General features: G+C 45.7%; 15 protein-coding genes. 10 read left to right on the forward strand and 5 right to left on the reverse strand.

Going from position 1 to position 19,778, the window contains the following annotated elements; genetic code table 11:
* Nucleotide 1: 1 nt before the first annotated feature.
* Nucleotides 2–430, reverse strand: a complete 429-nt coding sequence (locus MKY16_RS02850) for a DUF3995 domain-containing protein (RefSeq protein ID WP_029515972.1) — start codon at nucleotides 428–430, stop codon at nucleotides 2–4.
* Between the two features lie 12 nt (nucleotides 431–442).
* Nucleotides 443–1,006, reverse strand: coding sequence for a TetR/AcrR family transcriptional regulator (locus MKY16_RS02855; RefSeq protein WP_165148092.1), 564 nt, complete (start codon nucleotides 1,004–1,006; stop codon nucleotides 443–445).
* A gap of 503 nt (nucleotides 1,007–1,509) precedes the next feature.
* On the opposite strand from MKY16_RS02855, the gene thrS reads away from it, so the two are divergent.
* Nucleotides 1,510–3,423, forward strand: coding sequence for a threonine--tRNA ligase (gene thrS, locus MKY16_RS02860; protein WP_029515969.1), 1,914 nt, complete (start codon nucleotides 1,510–1,512; stop codon nucleotides 3,421–3,423).
* Between the two features lie 154 nt (nucleotides 3,424–3,577).
* Here the strand turns inward: thrS and MKY16_RS02865 are convergent, their stop codons facing one another.
* Nucleotides 3,578–4,378 (reverse strand): GTP pyrophosphokinase, encoded by an 801-nt coding sequence (locus tag MKY16_RS02865; protein ID WP_029515968.1) that lies wholly within the window; start codon nucleotides 4,376–4,378, stop codon nucleotides 3,578–3,580.
* Nucleotides 4,379–4,655: 277 nt separating this feature from the next.
* Here MKY16_RS02865 and MKY16_RS02870 point away from each other — a divergent pair, with 277 nt between their 5' ends.
* Genes MKY16_RS02870 through MKY16_RS02880 form a run of 3 tightly spaced genes read left to right on the forward strand, consistent with a single transcriptional unit; the run spans nucleotide 4,656 to nucleotide 6,807 of the window.
* On the forward strand, nucleotides 4,656–5,117 hold the full coding sequence (locus tag MKY16_RS02870; protein WP_029515967.1) for an S-ribosylhomocysteine lyase: 462 nt from the start codon (nucleotides 4,656–4,658) through the stop codon (nucleotides 5,115–5,117).
* Between the two features lie 5 nt (nucleotides 5,118–5,122).
* Nucleotides 5,123–5,893, forward strand: a complete 771-nt coding sequence (locus MKY16_RS02875; protein WP_029515966.1) for an SDR family NAD(P)-dependent oxidoreductase — start codon at nucleotides 5,123–5,125, stop codon at nucleotides 5,891–5,893.
* Between the two features lie 29 nt (nucleotides 5,894–5,922).
* A complete protein-coding gene (locus tag MKY16_RS02880; RefSeq protein WP_029515965.1) occupies nucleotides 5,923–6,807 on the forward strand; it encodes a MetQ/NlpA family ABC transporter substrate-binding protein in 885 nt (294 codons plus the stop codon).
* 40 nt (nucleotides 6,808–6,847) lie between these two features.
* Here the strand turns inward: MKY16_RS02880 and MKY16_RS02885 are convergent, their stop codons facing one another.
* Nucleotides 6,848–7,687, reverse strand: a complete 840-nt coding sequence (locus tag MKY16_RS02885) for an AraC family transcriptional regulator (RefSeq protein ID WP_165148101.1) — start codon at nucleotides 7,685–7,687, stop codon at nucleotides 6,848–6,850.
* Nucleotides 7,688–7,926: 239 nt separating this feature from the next.
* Here MKY16_RS02885 and MKY16_RS02890 point away from each other — a divergent pair, with 239 nt between their 5' ends.
* From MKY16_RS02890 to MKY16_RS02915, 6 genes are all read left to right on the forward strand, one after another.
* Nucleotides 7,927–10,110, forward strand: a complete 2,184-nt coding sequence (locus tag MKY16_RS02890) for an alpha-galactosidase (RefSeq protein WP_340954029.1) — start codon at nucleotides 7,927–7,929, stop codon at nucleotides 10,108–10,110.
* A gap of 121 nt (nucleotides 10,111–10,231) precedes the next feature.
* Nucleotides 10,232–12,016: a sensor histidine kinase gene (locus MKY16_RS02895; protein WP_340954031.1), complete on the forward strand. Its 1,785-nt coding sequence runs from the start codon at nucleotides 10,232–10,234 to the stop codon at nucleotides 12,014–12,016.
* Nucleotides 12,009–13,559, forward strand: coding sequence for a response regulator transcription factor (locus tag MKY16_RS02900; protein WP_340954033.1), 1,551 nt, complete (start codon nucleotides 12,009–12,011; stop codon nucleotides 13,557–13,559). Before MKY16_RS02895 ends, MKY16_RS02900 begins: the two co-directional genes overlap by 8 nt.
* An 86-nt stretch (nucleotides 13,560–13,645) precedes the next feature.
* Complete coding sequence (locus MKY16_RS02905; protein WP_340954035.1) at nucleotides 13,646–14,602, forward strand: ABC transporter permease; 957 nt, start codon at nucleotides 13,646–13,648, stop codon at nucleotides 14,600–14,602.
* A gap of 14 nt (nucleotides 14,603–14,616) precedes the next feature.
* Nucleotides 14,617–15,555, forward strand: a complete 939-nt coding sequence (locus MKY16_RS02910) for a carbohydrate ABC transporter permease (protein WP_340954037.1) — start codon at nucleotides 14,617–14,619, stop codon at nucleotides 15,553–15,555.
* Between the two features lie 42 nt (nucleotides 15,556–15,597).
* Complete coding sequence (locus tag MKY16_RS02915) at nucleotides 15,598–17,277, forward strand: ABC transporter substrate-binding protein (RefSeq protein WP_029515958.1); 1,680 nt, start codon at nucleotides 15,598–15,600, stop codon at nucleotides 17,275–17,277.
* A gap of 258 nt (nucleotides 17,278–17,535) precedes the next feature.
* On the opposite strand, the gene MKY16_RS02920 is transcribed toward MKY16_RS02915, so the two are convergent.
* Entirely contained in the window at nucleotides 17,536–19,458 is a 1,923-nt protein-coding gene (locus MKY16_RS02920) for a glycosyl hydrolase (RefSeq protein ID WP_340954039.1), read from the reverse strand.
* Nucleotides 19,459–19,778: the final 320 nt, after the last annotated feature.

Genomic DNA, 19,778 nt, shown 5'->3' on the forward strand with positions numbered 1-19,778 from the left:
GTTATGCCGTACGCAAAAACATAATGATTAAAATGGCTGTTCCCAAGAGAAAGCAAAGGGGCGAATAGAGCACACTGTCCCATTTTGCAAAAACGGTTCCTTTCTTTCTCTTGCAGAACCCTACCCATTTGAAATCTCCTATAGAACGTAAAATAAATACGCACGACAACAAGCCTGCACCGTAGGAATGAAAGGACCTGAAAAACAGGAATTGTGTAACTCCACCTAGTTCTAGGACGAACCAAGCGGCTAAAGCTAGTAAAATGGCAACGGTCGATGTCCCTATTTTGGAGGGTTTAAAGAGTAAATCCGTTCCCGTGCTTGGGATCGCTGCCTTAGCGCCTTTTTGTCCGCCGAATACCCAATATAAATGCATGCCGCTCAGTACCCATAGAATTCCGCCAACTGCCCATGTAAGTAATTCCAACATCCCACATCCTCCTTAATTGGGTTCATTCGAAATCCACTCTGTCCAAATCATGTGAATATGCTGTTGAATGGCTTCGTCACTTAATGTCTCTTGCTTGTGACGCTCATACCAGCCTAAGTAGTAATGGTACAACATCCATGATCTCTGAAAGGCTTTCTCTGCCTGCATTCCCTTCTGTATTAAAAGCTCTTTCATAAACTCCATTCTCATCTGTTCAACTTCATCGAGCAAGGAACGGTAACTATCATCCTTCAATGACAGTTTTCGCAGATAAAACAGAAAATCTCCTCGTTTCGTCTTCCCGAACATCTGGGTTAACAACTCTTTGATCCGCTCATCTGCAGCAGCATGGATGATGGACGCTGCAATCACCTGTTGTGTCGTCTGTTCCTTCCATGTCTCCACAATCTGTCTAATGTAGCTGCTGCGATTGTTAAAATACCAATAAAAACTGCTCTTACTGCACCCCAAAGAAACGGCCATTTTTTCAACTACGAGTTGATCAATTCCACCCTGTTCAAAACGTTCGATTCCTTTCCGAATCCATTGTTCTTCTGTGACAATAATTCTAGGCATCTCTCCTTCTCCCTTTCTGTACGGTGTCGTCTAGATAAGTGTATATTATAGTGTTTTCAGAGCTGTGTAAATATGGATACATAAACGCCCACTTGAAATATCTGCGAATTTGATCTATAATGCTGTAGCATATAGTGATATTCAAGGCATTGACCAAAGACATGATTTCCTTGAAGGGCCGTTCAGAGAGAAAAGACGAGGCTGAGAGCTTTTCCGGCAACCGCATGTGAAGTTACCCCTTTGTAGCCGTGACGTTGAACATGTAGCTGTGCAATCTGGCAGTGACATCAGTAAGCGCCTACCGCTTTATCCCCGTTAACGGATACCAATGGAGGGTCACGCATGTGTGCATGAGCATGTTCCGATGAACATGAATGTACGCACAGGAGCGGGCCGAACTAGGGTGGAACCACGAGCTGAACGCACTCGTCCCTTGAGGGAGAGAGGCGTTTTTTTGCGTTCAATTTTTGATATAGCACACAATTTGAATGGAGGCTTTAATCGTGAGTATTCAAGTGAAATTGCCGGATGGAGCCGTACGCGAGTACGAGCAGGGCGTAACGATCGCCGATGTGGCGGGTTCGATCAGCTCCGGGCTGAAAAAGAACGCCGTAGCAGGTAAAGTGAATGGGAAGGCTGTAGACCTGAACACCGTTTTGGACCAGAACGTTGACCTTGAAATCATTACGCTGGACGGTGCAGACGGTCTGGAAATTTATCGCCACAGTACAGCGCATTTGCTGGCACAGGCGCTCAAACGCATTTACGGTGAGAAAAATGTGAAGCTGGGTATCGGTCCGGTCATCGACAGCGGCTTCTACTATGACATTGATATCGAAAACCCCTTGTCCGTTGACGACTTGGCCAAGATTGAGAAGGAAATGACGAAGATCGCACAGGAAAATCTGCCGATTACACGTCGTGTGGTCAGCCGTGAGGAAGCCACTCGTATTTTTGGAGAGTTGGAAGACCCACTGAAGCTGGAACTGATTCGTGATTTGCCGGAAGAAGCGGAAATTACAATTTATGACCAAGGCGAATTTTTTGACCTGTGTCGTGGCCCGCATTTGCCATCTACTGGCCGCATCAAAGCTTTTAAACTGTTGAGTGTAGCGGGTGCATACTGGAGAGGCGATTCCAACAACAAGATGCTGCAACGTATCTACGGAACAGCATTCCCGAAAAAAGCACAACTGGATGAGCACCTGCATTTGCTGGAGGAAGCAAAAAAACGTGACCATCGCAAGTTGGGTAAAGAGTTGGAACTGTTCATGTTCTCCGAAGAAGCACCGGGTATGCCGTTCTACCTGCCTAAAGGTATGGTTGTCCGCACTGCATTGGAAGATTACTCCCGTGACATTCAACGTCTGCATGGCTATGAGGAAGTACGTACACCGCTGATGATGAACAACCGGCTGTGGGAACAATCGGGACACTATGAGCATTACAAGGAAAACATGTACTTCTCCGAAGTGGATGAAACTACATTTGCTCTGAAACCGATGAACTGCCCAGGGCATATGCTTGTGTTTAAAAATGAGCTTCATTCTTATCGCGATCTGCCAATTCGTATAGCCGAATTTGGACAAGTGCATCGCCATGAGCTGTCCGGTGCGTTGAACGGTATGATGCGTGTTCGTACATTCTGTCAGGATGATGCGCATATTTTTGTCACACCAGGTCAGATTGAACAAGAGATTTCAGACGTAATTAAGCTGATTAACGAAATGTATAGTGTGTTTGGCTTTGACTTCACAGTGGAATTGTCCACACGTCCAGATGACTTTATGGGCGAGCCAGCACTGTGGGATCAAGCGGAACAAGCTCTGCAAAACGTGCTGGATCACCTGGGCATCAACTACCGTATTAATGCGGGAGATGGAGCATTTTACGGTCCAAAAATTGACTTCCACATTCTCGATGCGCTCAAACGCAGCTGGCAGTGCGGAACGATCCAATTGGACTTCCAAATGCCTGAAAAATTCGACCTCACTTATGTGGGCGAGGACAACCAAAAGCACCGCCCAGTCGTTATTCACCGTGCCATCTACGGTTCAATTGACCGCTTCATGGGCATCCTGACTGAGCATTTTACAGGTGCATTCCCATTATGGTTGGCTCCTGTTCATGCGAAGCTGTTGCCAGTATCCGAGAACTATATCGAGACTGCTAATGAGATACAGGATGCGTTGCTGAAAGCGGGTCTGCGCGTAGAAGTGGATACTCGCAATGAGAAGCTTGGTTATAAAATCCGCGAGGCGCAACTAGAGAAGGTTCCATATATGTTCGTTATCGGGGAAAATGAAAAAACAACCGGTACTGTAGCGGTTCGTAAACGCGGCGAAGGCGATCTGGGATCACTCAGCATTGCGGACATCGTTGAGAAAATCAGCACAGAAATCCGTGAGAAACAGTAATATTTGATCGAAAAAATGTGTAAAAGAGCCATCAAAACCATGATGAACGTGGTTTTGATGGCTCTTTTTTTGTACATTACAGAATTCAGCGTAAGACTGAACCAACGTTTTTGCAGCCTCGACGGAATTCTTAAGTTATCTTACACACAAAAACTTAGCAGGTTTGTGGCCGTGAAGTGGCGTGATCTGCGGGGAGGGAGAGTGTCTTCATGGACGACTCTTCGGATGGTTTCTCCGGGGTTTCTTCCGCATCCTGTTCCTCGCTAAGCGATAAAATTTCGCCGCGCAACTTCAGCATTTTCTGATCCAGCTCGTAGGTTGCACGTGCGGCTTCGGTCAATCCATTAACGACATGTTCAGGCACTTTCTTATCGAACTTATAATACAAAATATGCTCCATACTGGCCCAGAAATCCATAGCCAATGTACGCAATTGAATTTCAACCTTGATCCAACGTGTGCCCTCAAACAGGATCAGTGGAATTTCCACAATGACATGCAGGCTCTGATAGCCGTTGGGCTTAGGATGGGCTATATAGTCCTTGACCTCCAGAATACGAATGTCTTCCCGAGTGTGTAGATGATCCATCAGACGATAAATATCTTTCACAAAGGCGCATACCACACGCATCCCCGCGATATCATGAATTTCACGCAATATATTGTCCAAGGTCACTTCATGCCCTTTGCGCCGAACCTTTTCCACGATGCTGTGGGGCTCTTTGATTCGGGTTTTAATATGTTCAATCGGGCTAAAACCGTCTAACAGCTTCCATTCCGTCTGGATCAGCTTAATTTTATTCTTTAATTCTTCCAGAGCCAGCTGATAAAGGACGGGAATCTTTCTCCACTCCTCTAGTTGCTTGGCGTCAACACTGTTTTGATCCAGCTGTAGCTGAAATTCCTGCAGGGGTAATGGGACAGCATTCAGGTGCTTCCAATCCGGTTCATTCACAGAGCATTCTCCTAAATGAGGCTTATGATGTCCTCGATCTTTTTCGTAAAAATGCATTATCGTATACATTGTACACTATGTCAAAACCTACAGGCAAAGGAGAGACGGACAAAGAAAAAAAGAAATACGACAAGAATTATAGTGGTAAAACCGAGTAATCCGATGTATAATTACAAAAATGCTGATTTTGAGCATTTAATTCTTTGAAAAAAATCACAAATGTAGAGTATCCATCATTAGATTAAAAATATAAATTACAGAAAAGAGGAAAAGAAAAATGGCAAAAGTAGAAAGTTTTCAATTAGATCACACGATTGTAAAGGCTCCTTATGTAAGAGCAGCGGGAGTAGAGCATGACGAAAAAGGAAGCACAGTACAAAAGTATGACTTGAGATTTTTGCAACCCAATGAAGATGCACTTCCGACAGCAGCTGTACATACGCTGGAGCACTTATTAGCCACGTATCTGAGAGATGAAATCAAAGGAATTATTGATATCTCTCCTATGGGATGCAGAACGGGGTTCTACTTGATTTTATGGAATGAACATGAGCCTGAGGAAATTGCACTCGCTTTGGAAAAAACCTTGAAAAGAATTCTGGAAACGACAGAGGTCCCGGCTGTTACTGCTTTGGAATGTGGGAACTACAAGGACCACTCCCTTTTCTCTGCGCAGGAATATGTGAAAATTGTATTGGAAGCAGGCATTAGCCGCGATCCTTTCGAAAGAGTATTGTAAAATCTATGATTTCGATTGACCTATCTCATCAGACAGCGGTAGTGACAGGCGGTAAGTCAGGCATAGGCAAGGGAATTGTAGAGCTTTTCATTCAAAGCGGAGCTAAAGTGATTTCTGCTGATATCTCTTATGAAGAGCCGTATAGAGTGGTCAATCCACAGTTGGTTGAAACTCAATTGGACATATCCAAACCGGATGATATCGAAAGATGGTGCGATTTACTAATCAGCGAAGCGGGAGTTCCTGATATATTGGTGAACTGCGCGGGTACTTCTACGATGGATTATGTCATTGATAGTGAGTTGGCTGATTGGGAGAAAGTATTTTCGATCAATTCAACCGGATTATATGTAACGTCCAAACGTTTTGCCAAAGAAATGGTGGCTGCTCGTAAAGCAGGACGAATTATTCAAATGGCTTCGCAGGCTGGAAAAAATGGATATCGGGCGATGGGCGGATATTGTGCTTCCAAACATGCGGTTCTCGGCTTGACCAAGGTGATGGCCATTGAGCTTGCCCGGCAAAATATTTTGGTAAATGCGGTCTGCCCTGGCATTGTAGAAACGCCGATGAAGCATCGTGAACGGATTGAAGGAGGCGTCATTCGCGGAATGACCGCTCAAGAAATATACGAAGAAGATTGTTCACAGGTCCCTTTGGGGAGAACGGCCGAGGTGGAGGATGTTGCCAATGTAGTGCTGTTTCTGGCAAGTCCGCTCTCTGCATACATGACAGGACAAGCGATTAATGTTACAGGTGGAATGACGATGCACTAGCATACTAGCATGATCTGGGGGAAAACAACATGAGAAAATCGTTCGTTTTACTATTAGGGATTAGTTTATTATTAATTGCCGCAGGATGTGGTACTAAAAGTTCGGACAGCAATGGCTCCGGCGCCGCTTCCGGTTCGGAAACGCAAAAAGTAGTCATCGGATCCATGGGCTCTGACGCCCAGATATGGAAGCATATTGCCCAGTCCCAGGCCGCCAAGGATGCCAAGCTGGACATTGAAGTGAAAGAAATTAACGGTGGAATCGAAACGAACAATGCAACCAAAGAAGGCGAAGTAGACGTGAATGCATTCCAATCATGGGCGTACCTGGTTAGCTATAACAAAGAGAGCAAAGCCGATTTGAAGGCGATAGCCACAACCTATCTGGAGCCGATGGGGATTTATTCGCAAAAATTCAAAAGCATCGATGAAGTGACTGACGGGGCTCTGGTAGCTTTGGCAGATAACCCGGCCAATACGGCAAGAGGTTTGAAGTTATTGGAAGCCTCCGGTTTGATCAAGCTTAAGGCTGACTTTAATGATGCCTTGGGTACAGTCAATGATATTACTAGCAATCCTAAAAACCTGAAATTTGAACTCATTGATGACAAAACAGGCCCACGAGTGATTCAAGATGTAGGCTTGGTGCTGATTGGGAATACGATTGCTTTAGAAGGGGGCCTGAATGTACTGAAAGATTCCTTGTTCCATGAGGAAATCAGTCAGGCAACCAAAAATAATATTAACGTTCTGGTGACTTCATCTGATAAGGCAAATAACAAAGGGCTGCAAAAGTTAGCGGATCTCTATCATAACGAGGATACTCAAAAATTCATTAAAGATGAATTTGGCGGTACCAAAGTAGAAGTTAAAGAGCCGGTTTCTTATTTGGAAGGACAAACTACAACAAAATAAACTTATGAGGTCAGCCAGTTTTTCGGGTTGACCTCTTTTGTTAGTAGTCGGCTTGAGTTTGAGCATGGGTTTCGATTCGATAGTGTTTGGGGGAGAATCCCTTTATCTTTTTAAAAATTTTCGAGAAGAGTAAAGGATCGTTATAGCCGACTGAACGGGAAATATCACCGATCGAAAGTTCAGCGTTTCCCATCATTTCACATGCTTTGTTGATCCTATAGCGAACCAAATAATCCTGAATGCTTGTGTTCACTTGTTGTTTGAATAACGAACATAAATAGCTCCGATTGAGTCCGATAAAATTTGCAATGTGCTCAATGGTAATCTTCTGAGCATAATTCATTTCGATAAAATCCTTCACTTTTTCCACGTAAATTTCCGCCCGGCTTTCCTTTTGTTCAGGAGGTGTTACCGGACCGAACTCTATAAGCTCCGATAACATTAGGCATAGCAGACCGGTCAGTCTGGTTTCCCGAGCTTTATGGCATCCACTTGATTCGTTCATGAGCTGCAAATACTGATAAATCAAATGGTCTCCTTCAAAGTTGAGGATTGGACGCGTCATCGTTAGGCCTGCTTGCTTGAGGAGTGTTTCTGCCAGTACCCCGTTAAAACCAAACCAGCAATAAGACCAAGGATTCACCACATCGGCTTGATAATAAGTGATGACTTGGGGGCAGATTAGAAACCACTGTCCTTTCCGCAAGCGATAACTGAACCCGCCAACCTCGAAGGTACCCTCTCCGTCCAAAACATAATGGAGCAAATAGTGATCTCTTATCGCAGGTCCAAAAAAGTGACTGGGTATGCATTTCTCTATACCAAACTGAGTTAGATACAATTCAGAGTGCTGTTTACTACGTGGCAAATACTCTATCACGGTAAAATCTCCTTATGTAAATTATCAAGCATTATAACATAAATAGTGAGCACCATGCCATGTACTTCATATCTAAAATTAATATATGATTTCTGTAGAACCTGCTGCTATATTGTTGGATCTTATCAAGCTTTACACCATATGAGCTTAGTTGATGCCTGCTACATAAAGATTCTTCTAAGTGCCTTTTTGGTGTGGATCTCCGATGATTATTATCTAAGAGAGGGGTTATTTTCCCAATGGGTATCATTGTTCAAGAGCAAACGGGGCTGTTTCATCTACAGTCGTCGGGCATGAGTTATATTATTCAGGTTGTGGATGGATTTCCTGTGCATGTATACTGGGGAGATAGGCTGAAGCATCGCGAATCAACGGCCGATCTATTGCCTCACACTTCTGCGACGGCTGGATTGGATCGGCTTCCGCAAGAGTATCCGCAGTATGGGAGTGGAGACTTCCGTACCCCGGCGTATCAGGTAGAACTTGAGGATGGAACTCGTATTACGGAGTTGAAGTACGATGGTTACCGTATCATGAAGGGAAAGCCATCATTAAGCGGGCTTCCGGCCGTATATACCGAGAATGAAGACGAAGCGGATACGCTGGAACTGGAATTAAAAGATGCCTTTTCAGGTCTTAAAGTGGTTCTTCTTTACACCGTTTTCGCGGATCGAAACGTAATCGCTCGTTCGGCTCGTTTGAGTAATGCGGGGGAAAAGAATCTTAGGCTCCTTCGTGCACTAAGTGCCAGTGTCGATTTTTCGGGTAAAAGCGATTTGGAATCCATGTATCTTTCGGGAGCATGGGCTCGGGAAGGGAATATTACCCGCAAACCGATTCTTCAAGGTGAAAACCGAATCGATAGCAAAAGGGGCATGAGCAGCCATCAACTCAACCCTTTTACTGCATTGGTCACTCGGGAGACAACGGAAAGCTATGGCGAGGCATTCGGCTTTAGCCTTGTGTATAGCGGGGGCTTTGAGGCGGGAGCAGAAATGGATTCATTTGGCTCCACACGGTTTAACATCGGCGTGAACTCCTTTGACTTTTCGTGGTTACTGAGCCCAGGGGAGAGTTTCCAAACGCCAGAAGCCGTTATGGTTTACTCCGGTCAAGGCCTGGGAGATATGTCGCGGACGTATCATCGCTTGTATCGGACTCGACTTTGCCGAGGGAAATATCGGGACGAAGAAAGACCTATTCTGGTCAACAACTGGGAAGCTACCTATTTTGACTTCAATGCAGATAAGTTGGTATCGATCGCGAAAGAGGGGGCTGAGCTAGGCATCGAACTATTTGTCTTAGATGACGGTTGGTTCGGAAAACGAGATTCCGACAATTCGTCTCTTGGCGATTGGTACGAGGATCGTCGGAAACTGCCAGACGGACTTGCGGATGTTGCGAAACGTATCAATCAGCTGGGTCTTGAGTTCGGGCTCTGGTTTGAGCCAGAGATGATCTCTCCAGACAGTGAGTTGTACCGGGAGCATCCGGACTGGTGCCTTCACGTTCCGGGACGGAGGCGCAGCGAAGCCAGATGGCAACTAGTGCTGGACTATACTCGCAAGGAAGTGCGCGATTTCATCTACGATTCGCTGGCTGCCATTTTCTCCAGCGTGCCGGTTTCTTACGTGAAATGGGATATGAACCGCTGCCTGACGGAAATCGGTTCCGCTGCTCTGCCGCCGGAACGCCAATCCGAGACTGCCCATCGCTATGTTCTTGGATTGTATGAGCTATTGGAGCGCGTCACCACTGAATTTCCGCATATTCTTTTCGAGAGCTGTTCAAGTGGCGGAGGACGCTTTGATCCAGGCATGCTTTACTACATGCCTCAAGTCTGGACTAGTGATAATACCGATGCGGTGGAACGCCTGAAGATTCAATATGGAACTAGCCTTGTCTATCCTGTAATCGCAACCGGGGCGCATGTCTCGGCAGTTCCGAACCATCAAGTTGGACGCATAACGCCCCTTGATTTTCGAGGTGATGTAGCCATGTCCGGGAATTTTGGATATGAGCTTGATCTCACGAAATTCACCGATGAGGAAAAAGAGACGGTCAAACGCCAAATCGCAGTCTACAAGCAGATTCGTGGTTTAGTACAGAAGGGTGACTTGTATCGCCTAAAGAGTCCGTTTGAAAATAACGAGTCGGCTTGGATGTTTGTTTCTGAAGACCAAGAGGATGCCATCGTCTACTATTTCCAAGTGATGGCTGTCCCGAACGCGCCTTGGCGAGCCCTCCGCCTTGACGGACTTAATCCAGAACTCGAATATGAAGTTCAGTCAGGAAATAGCGGGCAAAAGTCTATCCATGGGGGGGATAGGCTTATGAAGTTGGGGCTTCCTCTTGTCTACAGACAGAAAGACTATGAAAGTGGATGGTTCAGGCTCCGGGCAATAAGGTCCGGCAAGGTCTAAAGGATCAGTACAACAGTAAACTGCCAAAAGAGAAAAAACAATCGATTAGGTTATGCCCCTTTTTATATGAAAAGGGGCATTTTGCGCGTAGCAGCCGCACTGATCTGAGAGGGGGGAAGTCTTGTTTTTTATACGAATGATGAATGACATGAAACTGAGGAAGAAAATGACGCTTACATTCATTTCGGTAGCCGTTCTTCCCTTGCTGTTATGCGGTCTGTTTCTGACCGGGAGGCTTCGAGAGATTGTCATTAAGAACGCCTTTATGCAAGCATCCAACAATGTTGAAAGGGTCCGAAATCGTACAGGAGAACTGATTAAAGTTCCGCTGGACATCTCGTACCGGCTAACCAATGACAGCCGGATGAAGATGGTGGCCAGCCAAAAGTATAACAGCTACCTCGAAGTCATTCAGGCATACCGGGGGTATACGGATATTCGTGACTACCTCCAGTTATACAAAGAGATATCCGGCATCCGTGTCTATGTCGCTAATCCAGGAGCGCTTAACAATTGGGAATTTATCCAGCCTGACCATACGATCACAACCGCAGATTGGTACAAGGAGGCTATAGATCAGAAAGGTTTAGCCGGATGGGATTTAATCAAGGATGAGAGGGACGGTTCCGATTATCTCAGTCTAATTCGTTCATTCTCAGTGGATTCACTAGGGCGAAAAGGAGTTCTGGTCATGAATGTAAACAAGCGCCAATTAAATTCAATCCTAGAGCAGGAATCGTTCCCTACCTTGATCGTAGATAACCGAAATCAGATCGTCGCGTCTAATGAAGTAAAGTTGTTCGGGAAGAATCTTTCCGAAATTCATGCTGACGAAAATATACTTTTTAATCAGGAAGGAAGTTACAACACGTTCATCAACGGAAAAGCGTCAAAAGTGGTTATTGCAAATCTAATTCCACAGAACAGCTGGAACGGACTTCGCGTCATTTCCATCTTTTCCGTTTCAGAGATCACCCGCGATTCCAATCAAGTGATATGGCTTGGCGGAATCGTGATCACGGCCAGCCTGATGTTTGCAGTCTTACTTATCTATGCTTCTGCTTCGCTATTATCCAGAAGGCTTCTCCGCTTGAGCAAACATATGACCAAAGTTGGCGCGGGCTCATGGGAAACATTTCTCCATATCGACGGAAAAGATGAAGTCGGTATACTATCAAGGCAATTTAACGCGCTCGTCAGCAGCGTGAACAATTTGGTGCAGGAGGTCCAAGAAACGAATCGTCAGAAAAATCTCGTAGAGCAAAGACAAAACGAGATCAAATTTAAAATGCTGGCCAGCCAGATTAACCCGCACTTTCTCTTCAATTCGTTGGAGTCCATCAGAATGGAGGCCCACATTCGCAAGCAGGACGATATCGCTGAGGCAGTATGGCAGCTGAGCGCGTTACTGCGCAGCAGTCTGGAAGCCGGTAACGATAAGATTCCGCTGCGTAAAGAAATTGAGCGGGTTAGCTGTTATCTTGATATTCAAAAGTTCCGATATGAAGACCGTTTGAATTATCGTTTAACGCTTGATCCAAGTTTGGAGGAGATGTTGGTTCCGCCATTGATTATTCAACCTTTGGTGGAAAATTCTATTGTACATGGCCTGGATAACCGCGCAGAAGGAGCTGTCATTGAAGTGAAAGTAAAGAAAATCCCGGAGGGGCTCCGAGTCATGGTACGTGATAACGGCGCTGGTATTACAGCCGATCGTCTCGCTCTTGTACGGGAAGAGCTTGTTGAATCCCTACATGAGCAGGAGGTCCAGAGGATTGGTTTGCGAAACGTAAACGATCGTCTCGTCTTGCTGTATGGGACATCTAGTGCCTTAAGTATAGAGAGCGAGCCTGGGCAAGGCACTTGTATTCAGTTTTTCATACCTGGGGGGAATCCAAATGATTAAGGTAGTCATCGTTGACGATGAGCCGAAGCTTCGTCAAGGGCTTCAAACGCTGATTCCTTGGGAAAGCCTCGGATTTATCGTTACAGCTACGGCAGCCAACGGGAAAGAAGCACTGGAAGTCATCGAGGAAAAAGCTCCTGATGTCGTAATCGTCGATATCCGCATGCCGGTTATGGATGGCTTACAGTTGATTGAACACTTAAGATCCAGCGGTCATCATTTGCACTTTATGATCCTCAGTGGATATGCCGACTTTGAGTATGCCAAACAAGCAATCAAATACGGGGTGTTCGACTATCTCCTTAAACCAGTCGATATTGCTGAAATGTCGGCCAGTTTAAAACGGATACGCGAGCGGATTGAAGAGGAGCGTCTTCAAGAGGAGTGGCGTAAGAGAGAGGTTATGAATTGCGATTTATACCTGCACAATCTGCTCGCCCCTCAAGAGAAAACTGAAGATCCCACCAAGTTGAGAAGTAAAGCAATAGAAGCGGATTTGTGGTGGACCCACTACGAAGTCGTGGTCGTCTACCCGCGTGTTTCCGAAGTAGATCGTTCCGATGTCGCATACCAGCTTTCGAATGGTTTGAAGACAAAGATCGAGGGGCAGATGATGGGGCTTGTCACAGTAATCCCGCCGTATACAGTCCTTTTGCTCAACGAGCCGCTGCGCGGAAGAAAACGTCGTGAAAGTCTGTATAACGAGATTCGTAACGCCGCGGGTAATGTCCGGTTCGTCGCTGCAACCGGAGGGGGAGTGTCTGTTCCCGAAGATATTTGCAAATCTTTTTTTATGGCCCAGGAAGCAGTAAAACAAGCTTTTTTCAGCGAGAAGAACCGACTGATAGATCCGTATCCTCTCTTTTCGGCTTCGCTGGATTCCTCCCAATTGTCCGTCGATAAAGCCGAAGAAATGATGGAGCAATTCATCTTCCGCCTGTATTACAGTCTGGAGGTAGGAAACCAGACTATGGTACTACCGTTGTTGAACGAGGCGGCAGCATTTTTTCTCAGACAGGGGCAAGATGAGAAGTTCGTCAAAGAGTCCTTCTTCTTTCTGTCCAATGCAGTCATTCACAAGTTGACCGCGGGTTTCTGTATTGAGTTGAAAGAGACGGGGGCAGTTTCCCGTTTTTTGAATGGGATATACCAGCATGATCACCTAGATGATCTTTTGGAAGAGACCCACCGTTTTCTACTAGCATTGGCGAAAGACTCTGAACACCGTGGAAAGGAGCAGGAATTCAAAAAAATGATCGACTTCATTCACAGGCATTATGCTGACAATCTGAGGCTGGAAACGCTAGCCGGACTACTAAACTATAGTACTGCCTATTTAGGCCAGCTTTTCAAGAACAAGACTGGGGAGTACTTCAACACATACCTGGACCGAGTCCGCATCCAAAAGGCAAAGGAGTTGCTGGATCAGGGAGTGAAAGTATACGAAGTCGCTGAACGCGTGGGCTATACAAGCGTAAACTACTTTTACAGCAAATTCAAAAGGTACGAAGGCTGTTCACCGTCGGAATATAGAAATCCATAATTTGTGGGTGATTTTTCCCGCAATCCGTTGTATGGGCGCGGACTCCTCTCTGTTTTATGATGGATTTTAAGAGAGGGGATGAAAAAATGAAAGCGGTAACAGCGATTTCGGAAAAGGCATACAAAAAGACGGAGAGGAATGCTTGGAAGGTATTTAAAAGCCAGAGGTATCTTTACTACATGTCCATTCCGTTTGTTATTTGGGTTTTTGTCTTCCAGTATTTACCGCTATGGGGCTGGACAATGGCCTTTCAGAAATATAAACCCGGTTTGAGTTTTTTCGAACAAAAGTGGGTGGGCTTGGAGCATTTTCGTACTTTGTTCCGAGATGATCATTTCTACCAAGTGCTGCGGAACACGCTGGCTATGAGTCTTATGGGACTGGTCGCTGGTTTTATTGTACCCGTTGTCTTTGCTCTATTGCTCAACGAGGTGCGCATACAAGTGATAAAACGGTTTGTTCAGACCGTATCTTATCTGCCGCACTTTGTTTCATGGGTGGTTGCTGCAGGCATTGTCACCAAAATGCTTTCAGCAGATGGTGGTGTCGTAAACGATATGCTCATGGGTCTAGGTATCATCGATCAGCCAGTCCAGTTTATGGCCCAAGGCAAATTATTCTGGTGGGTTGTCACTTTCGGAGACATCTGGAAGGAAACGGGTTGGAACGCCATTATTTATCTGGCTGCCATCGCCGGTATTGGACCTGAACTATACGAGGCTGCACGGGTGGACGGCGCTAGCCGATTCCAGCAAATGTGGCATATTACGCTGCCGGGGATCCGGTCGACCATTATTATTCTCCTGATTATGTCTATCGGCCATCTGCTCGGTACGGGATTCGAGAAACAATTTCTGCTGGGCAATCACCTGGTCATTGATTACTCTGAAGTACTTGATTTGTATGCGCTTAATTATGGGCTGGCGATGGGACGTTATTCTTTCGGAACGGCCATTAATATTTTTAATTCGGTGATCAGCCTGATCCTATTGTTTGCGGCTAATGGAATCTTTAAGCGCTATACCAACGAGAGCATTATGTAAGGAGGAGAATGGACATGGAGGCTGTCAAAAGCACTACGCCGGTCGGCGGATTAAACAACAAGCTTCAGGCAAAATCACCACAAGACCGAATCCTGGGGGTAGTTGTTTATGTTTTCATGATTGTGGTCACCGTGCTGACGATCTACCCGTTCTTAAATGTGCTAGCTATCTCTTTTAACGATTCGGTAGACACCATTAGAGGTGGGATCACCATCTGGCCAAGGCAATTTACTTTGAAGAATTACGATTTGATTTTCACCTATGAGGGGTTAATCACTGGGTTCAAGATCTCCTTTCTGCGAACCGTCATTGGCACCGTAGCGGGCTTGGTCAGCGGTTCGATGCTTGCCTATACGCTTGCACGAAGTGATTTTCAAGCTAGAAGGTTCATCTCCATCTTTCTGGCCGTCACTATGTATGTTTCCGGCGGGTTGATTCCAGGTTTTATCCTGATGAAGGAATTGCATTTAATTGATACATTTGCCGTCTATATTTTACCAGGCCTTGTAAGTGCGTTTAATGTCTTCATTATTCGTTCCTTTATTGACGGCCTGCCTTATGCGTTACAGGAATCAGCCAAGCTGGATGGTGCCAACGACTTCACGATCTACTGGCGCGTTATCCTTCCTCTTTGCAAACCGGCATTAGCGACCGTAGCGCTCTTCTTGGCAGTTGGGCAATGGAACTCTTGGTTCGATACTTATCTGTTTAATGGGTCTAACGAATCGTTGACGACCCTTCAATATGAATTGATGAAAATTTTGCAGAGTACTACAACGAGCGCAACCAATTCTCAGGATGCTGCCAATATGGCTGAGCGTATGGCACAAGTGTCTCCGGAATCGGTCAAAATGGCAATCACCATCATTGTTACAGTCCCGATTCTTATCGTCTATCCTTTTCTACAAAAGTATTTTGTTAAAGGTATGACGCTTGGAGCGGTAAAAAGCTAAAACGAAGCAGCAAACATTCATTATACAGGGAGGTTTCGCTCCATGAAGTCAAGAAAAAACAGAATGATCGTATCTTTCGTAATGTCACTGACTTTAGTGGCGACCCTTGCAGGGTGCAGCGGTAATAATCCGTCCGAGGCTACCAAGGCCGTAACAACGGGTGACATCACGCTTACTTATTTTTCGGAAGACTCCAGCACAAATTGGAATGGCATGAAGGATGAAGTCGGTAAGGTCATCGCTGAAAAAACTGGAGTAACCCTTGATGCTGAATTCGCTGTCGGTGACCCGGTCCAAAAGATTTCATTGATTGCTGCCACAGGAAACTATCCTGATTTAATCGCTGCTAAGGCGGATGTTGGCAAACTTGTCGATGCTGGCGCAATCATTGATCTGACGGATTTGATCGACAAGCATGCACCAAACATCAAAAAAATGCTGGGTGACAAGCTTGTTCGAACAAAGTACAGTTTGGACGACCCATCAATCTATGTGATTCCAACTTGGTCTGCTGTCGAAGAGAAAAAAATCAAACCCGACGTAGGATTTAAACTCCAACACCGTGTCGTCAAGGAAGCGGGATACCCAGACATTCGTACGGTACAGGATTTTGAAAAAGTCATTAAGGACTATCTAACCAAGCATCCGACGGATGAAAATGGCAACAAAAATATCGGACTGTCCCTAAATGCGGACGATTGGCATATGTACCAGGTAACGAACTCAGGATTCCAAACAACTGGGGGACCAGACGATGGTGAATACTACATCGATCAAAAAACACACCAAGCGACTTATCATTTCCGTCGACCGGAAGAAAAAGAATATTTTCGCTGGTTGAATCACATGAATGCCATTGGATTACTTGATCCGGAAAGCTTTGTGCAAAAGACTGACCAGTTTAAAGCGAAAGTGGCTTCAGGTCGCGTACTGGGCCTGGCCGATCCGGAATGGGACTATGGCGACGGACAAAATGCGCTGAAGGCGGAGGGCAAATTCGATCAGACTTACGGTCATTATCCAGTTACCATGAGCAAGGAGTACAAGGATACCAACTTCTGGCTGCCTGGTTTTGATGGGGGGTACGGAATCTCAATCTCTAGCAAATGCAAGGATCCGGTACGCGCTATCCAGTTTCTCGACTTTCTAGCATCGGAAGAGGGGCAAGTCCTGAATAACTGGGGAATTGAAGGAAAGCATTACACGATGAAAGACGGCAAACGGACGATTACTCCGGCTGTACTTGAACGGATAAACAATGACAATGCGGCTTTCCAAAAAGAGTCTGGAATCGGCCTATATTGGAACTTGTCGGTCCATTATGGTGATGGCATCGAGGACTCAACCGGCAACTATTTCACTCGTAGTTATCCAGAACTGCTGACAGCGACTTACAATAAGTCGGAGAAGGAAGTTCTTAAGGCTTATAAGATCGAGCACTGGAAAGATCTATTCCCGAAGGAAGAGGAATTTCCGCCTAGAGCATACGGAGCAGCATATACAATGTCTCTTCCCAATGACGATCCGGCTGTTATTCTTGGAGCCAAGATGAAGGATATTACATGGAAACGAATTCCGGAAGCTGTCATGACTAAACCGGAAAACTTCGACAAGGTTTGGGATGCCTATATGGCAGAACTAGAGAAAGCTGGAGTGCAAGAAATGGAACAATCCTTTACCAAGCATATCCAAGACCGAATTAAGCTGTGGTCCACGAACTAACTCGTTTCGCATAAAAGAACGGGGCCGTTTCCACTTTCCTGCCGGAGAGGAGACGGTCCTTTTTCATAATGGTCTCTTGGTTAGAAAAGTAGCTACATTAACGAAACGGGAGAATAAAATATGGAGCATTTGAGGTACAAATAAACAGCGGCTACCCTGGTTATTTTCAGAGGTGGCCGCTGTTTGTTAGAGGAAGACTACTTCGTTACTTTACGACGCTGGATGGGACGGTATAGTTACGGATACGTTCAAAGTAATTTACTCCGCTTCATTCTTGGACGAAGTAAATAGGTCTTGGGGAAGCTCATCCCTCGTGATCACGTAATCGCTGTTGAACACTTTTATGAGATGATCCAGGGAGTTATATTGTCCGTTGCGGATGAAGTCGCCTGTCCATGTGGTGAAAAAGAGCCAATGCGCTGAATATGTTTGAAGTAATTCAGGATCGCCAATCGGACCGTTTTCGGACAGACCAACCAGCTTCTTGCCTTGCACGAGATTCACCAAGCTGTCATACTTGCCGATACTTGGGCTATAATTAGCCGCCTGGTTGTAGATATCCACACTTACAATATCGACGACATCGTCTCCCGGATACCACTCGGGGCTCTCAGAGTTCCATACCCAGATCAGGTTGTTCAGGTGATGGTAGTTTGTTAGGCGGTCGTACATGATATGGTACAGTTGCTTGGCGGAGTCTGGCCCTTGGGCGCCCCACCAGAACCATTTGCCCTCCGCCTCGTGCAGCGGTCTCCACAGCACCGGAACGTGAGCGTCTTGGAGACGTTTCAACTGAACAGCAATAGCATCGATATCCCTTAGGATAAGCTGATACTCTTCCGACTCGGGATGAGTGAGCGCATATTGAACGTCGAATGTAGTAGCGTCCTTGTAAAACCCGCGCCACCATTCTTTGCCGGGAATATCATGCAGTCCCTTAGGAGCATTCCAGTGCCATGCGAATGTGACAATTCCACCTTCTTTGGCCCATTGAATCGCCTTTTCCACTTCAGTTGAGGTGGCGCCATGTTCGATGCGAGAGGGGGAATAATCCATCATGTCCGTTGATAACATCGCAGGATACTTTCCAGTTTGGTCTTTAATCCACTGGGCATCCTCAAGAGTGTGCTGACCGGAAAGAATATTGCTGCCGTAACTATCGACGAGATAACCCATAAGTGCCTTGGTTTCCGCAGTCGCATTCGGGTTTACTGGCTTTTTCTCAATCTGATGCAATTTCGGGGGGGACACTGCTGACAGCTTGACGTAGTCGATATGATATTGGTCCGAATCGACATTGAACTGTATGGTATTGTTTCCCGCACTCAGCATCAGTTTACCGCCAGATACCTCTGTGTAGCTTACTGTTGTCGGGAGTGATGTTTCGCTGGTCTGGCCATTGACCACCAATTGAGTCTTTTTGTCTCCATTGGGGTTACTGTAACCGATTGCAAGATTGTAAAGCCCGCTTGAGGCTGCGTTATAGGCAAAGGTTAACGACCCTGTGCCTTTAAAGGCTGCGTAACCGGTACCGGAATAACCCGTATCAGCAGCTTCGATGCTGACCTCACCAGTAATGGCTCCTTCTTCGGCTTCCATTTTGCTTATGGCAGCAGGCAGATTGGCGAATTCAACCTTCACATACTCGATCCCGTAATATCCCCAGCCTCTTGAAAAAGTCAGCTCGTTTGTGCCAGCATTCAGCATGATCTTAGTTACCATTTTCTCGTTCACCGCCGTACCTTTCGGAGGAGCAGCCAGCGTTACGTTTTCAGCCATTGTGCCATTGACCTTGATGCTGGTATCCTTGGAGCCGGTGTCCGCCGGAATGTAGTAGCCGAGGCTCAGCCTATAAAGACCTGCTGTAGGCACGTTCACTTTAAACGTAGCCGTCCCGTCAGACTTTCCTGAGTTTGGGTCATAGTCATAAAAGAAGGATACATAGCCATCGCCTTTATAAAGCGTATCGCCGGTATAGGGTATATTCCGTTTTTCTACCCCGTAACCTTGAAGAATTGCATTTTTGGAGCTGACGACTATAGGAGAGGGGCTACCGTCAGTGACCAAGTGAGCTGATTCTGCTTTTGCTAGGCTTGGAATTAAACTGAGAGATACCAACAAAAAGGATAAGAGAACAAAACTGAGAATACTGAAAAACCTTTTTTTCCATGGGTCTGGCATATGACTCACTCCTTGAATTAGATGTTAAAGCCTTAGTTAACCTGCAACGCATAGTACAGAAAACGCTTTCATAAGTGTGTACATATTAAGTACGCTTTGAAGTAATCGATGACAGGTGATTAAGGACCAGCTTGCACTTTTAAACATACCTTCTTCATTTGTATGCGTTTTCAATATTTGTCATTAATTTTTTCAGTGCCTCACCTCTCTTTAATTTCATGATAAATTAGACGCGAGGCAGGAACCATACAATGAATTTCGGGAAAAATCATCCTTAAATTATGGATTTTTATACTCCGGCGGCAAACAATTTATCTTTA

This window comes from Paenibacillus sp. FSL L8-0641 (assembly GCF_038006265.1).
Taxonomy (GTDB): Bacteria; Bacillota; Bacilli; order Paenibacillales; family Paenibacillaceae; genus Paenibacillus; species Paenibacillus polymyxa_D.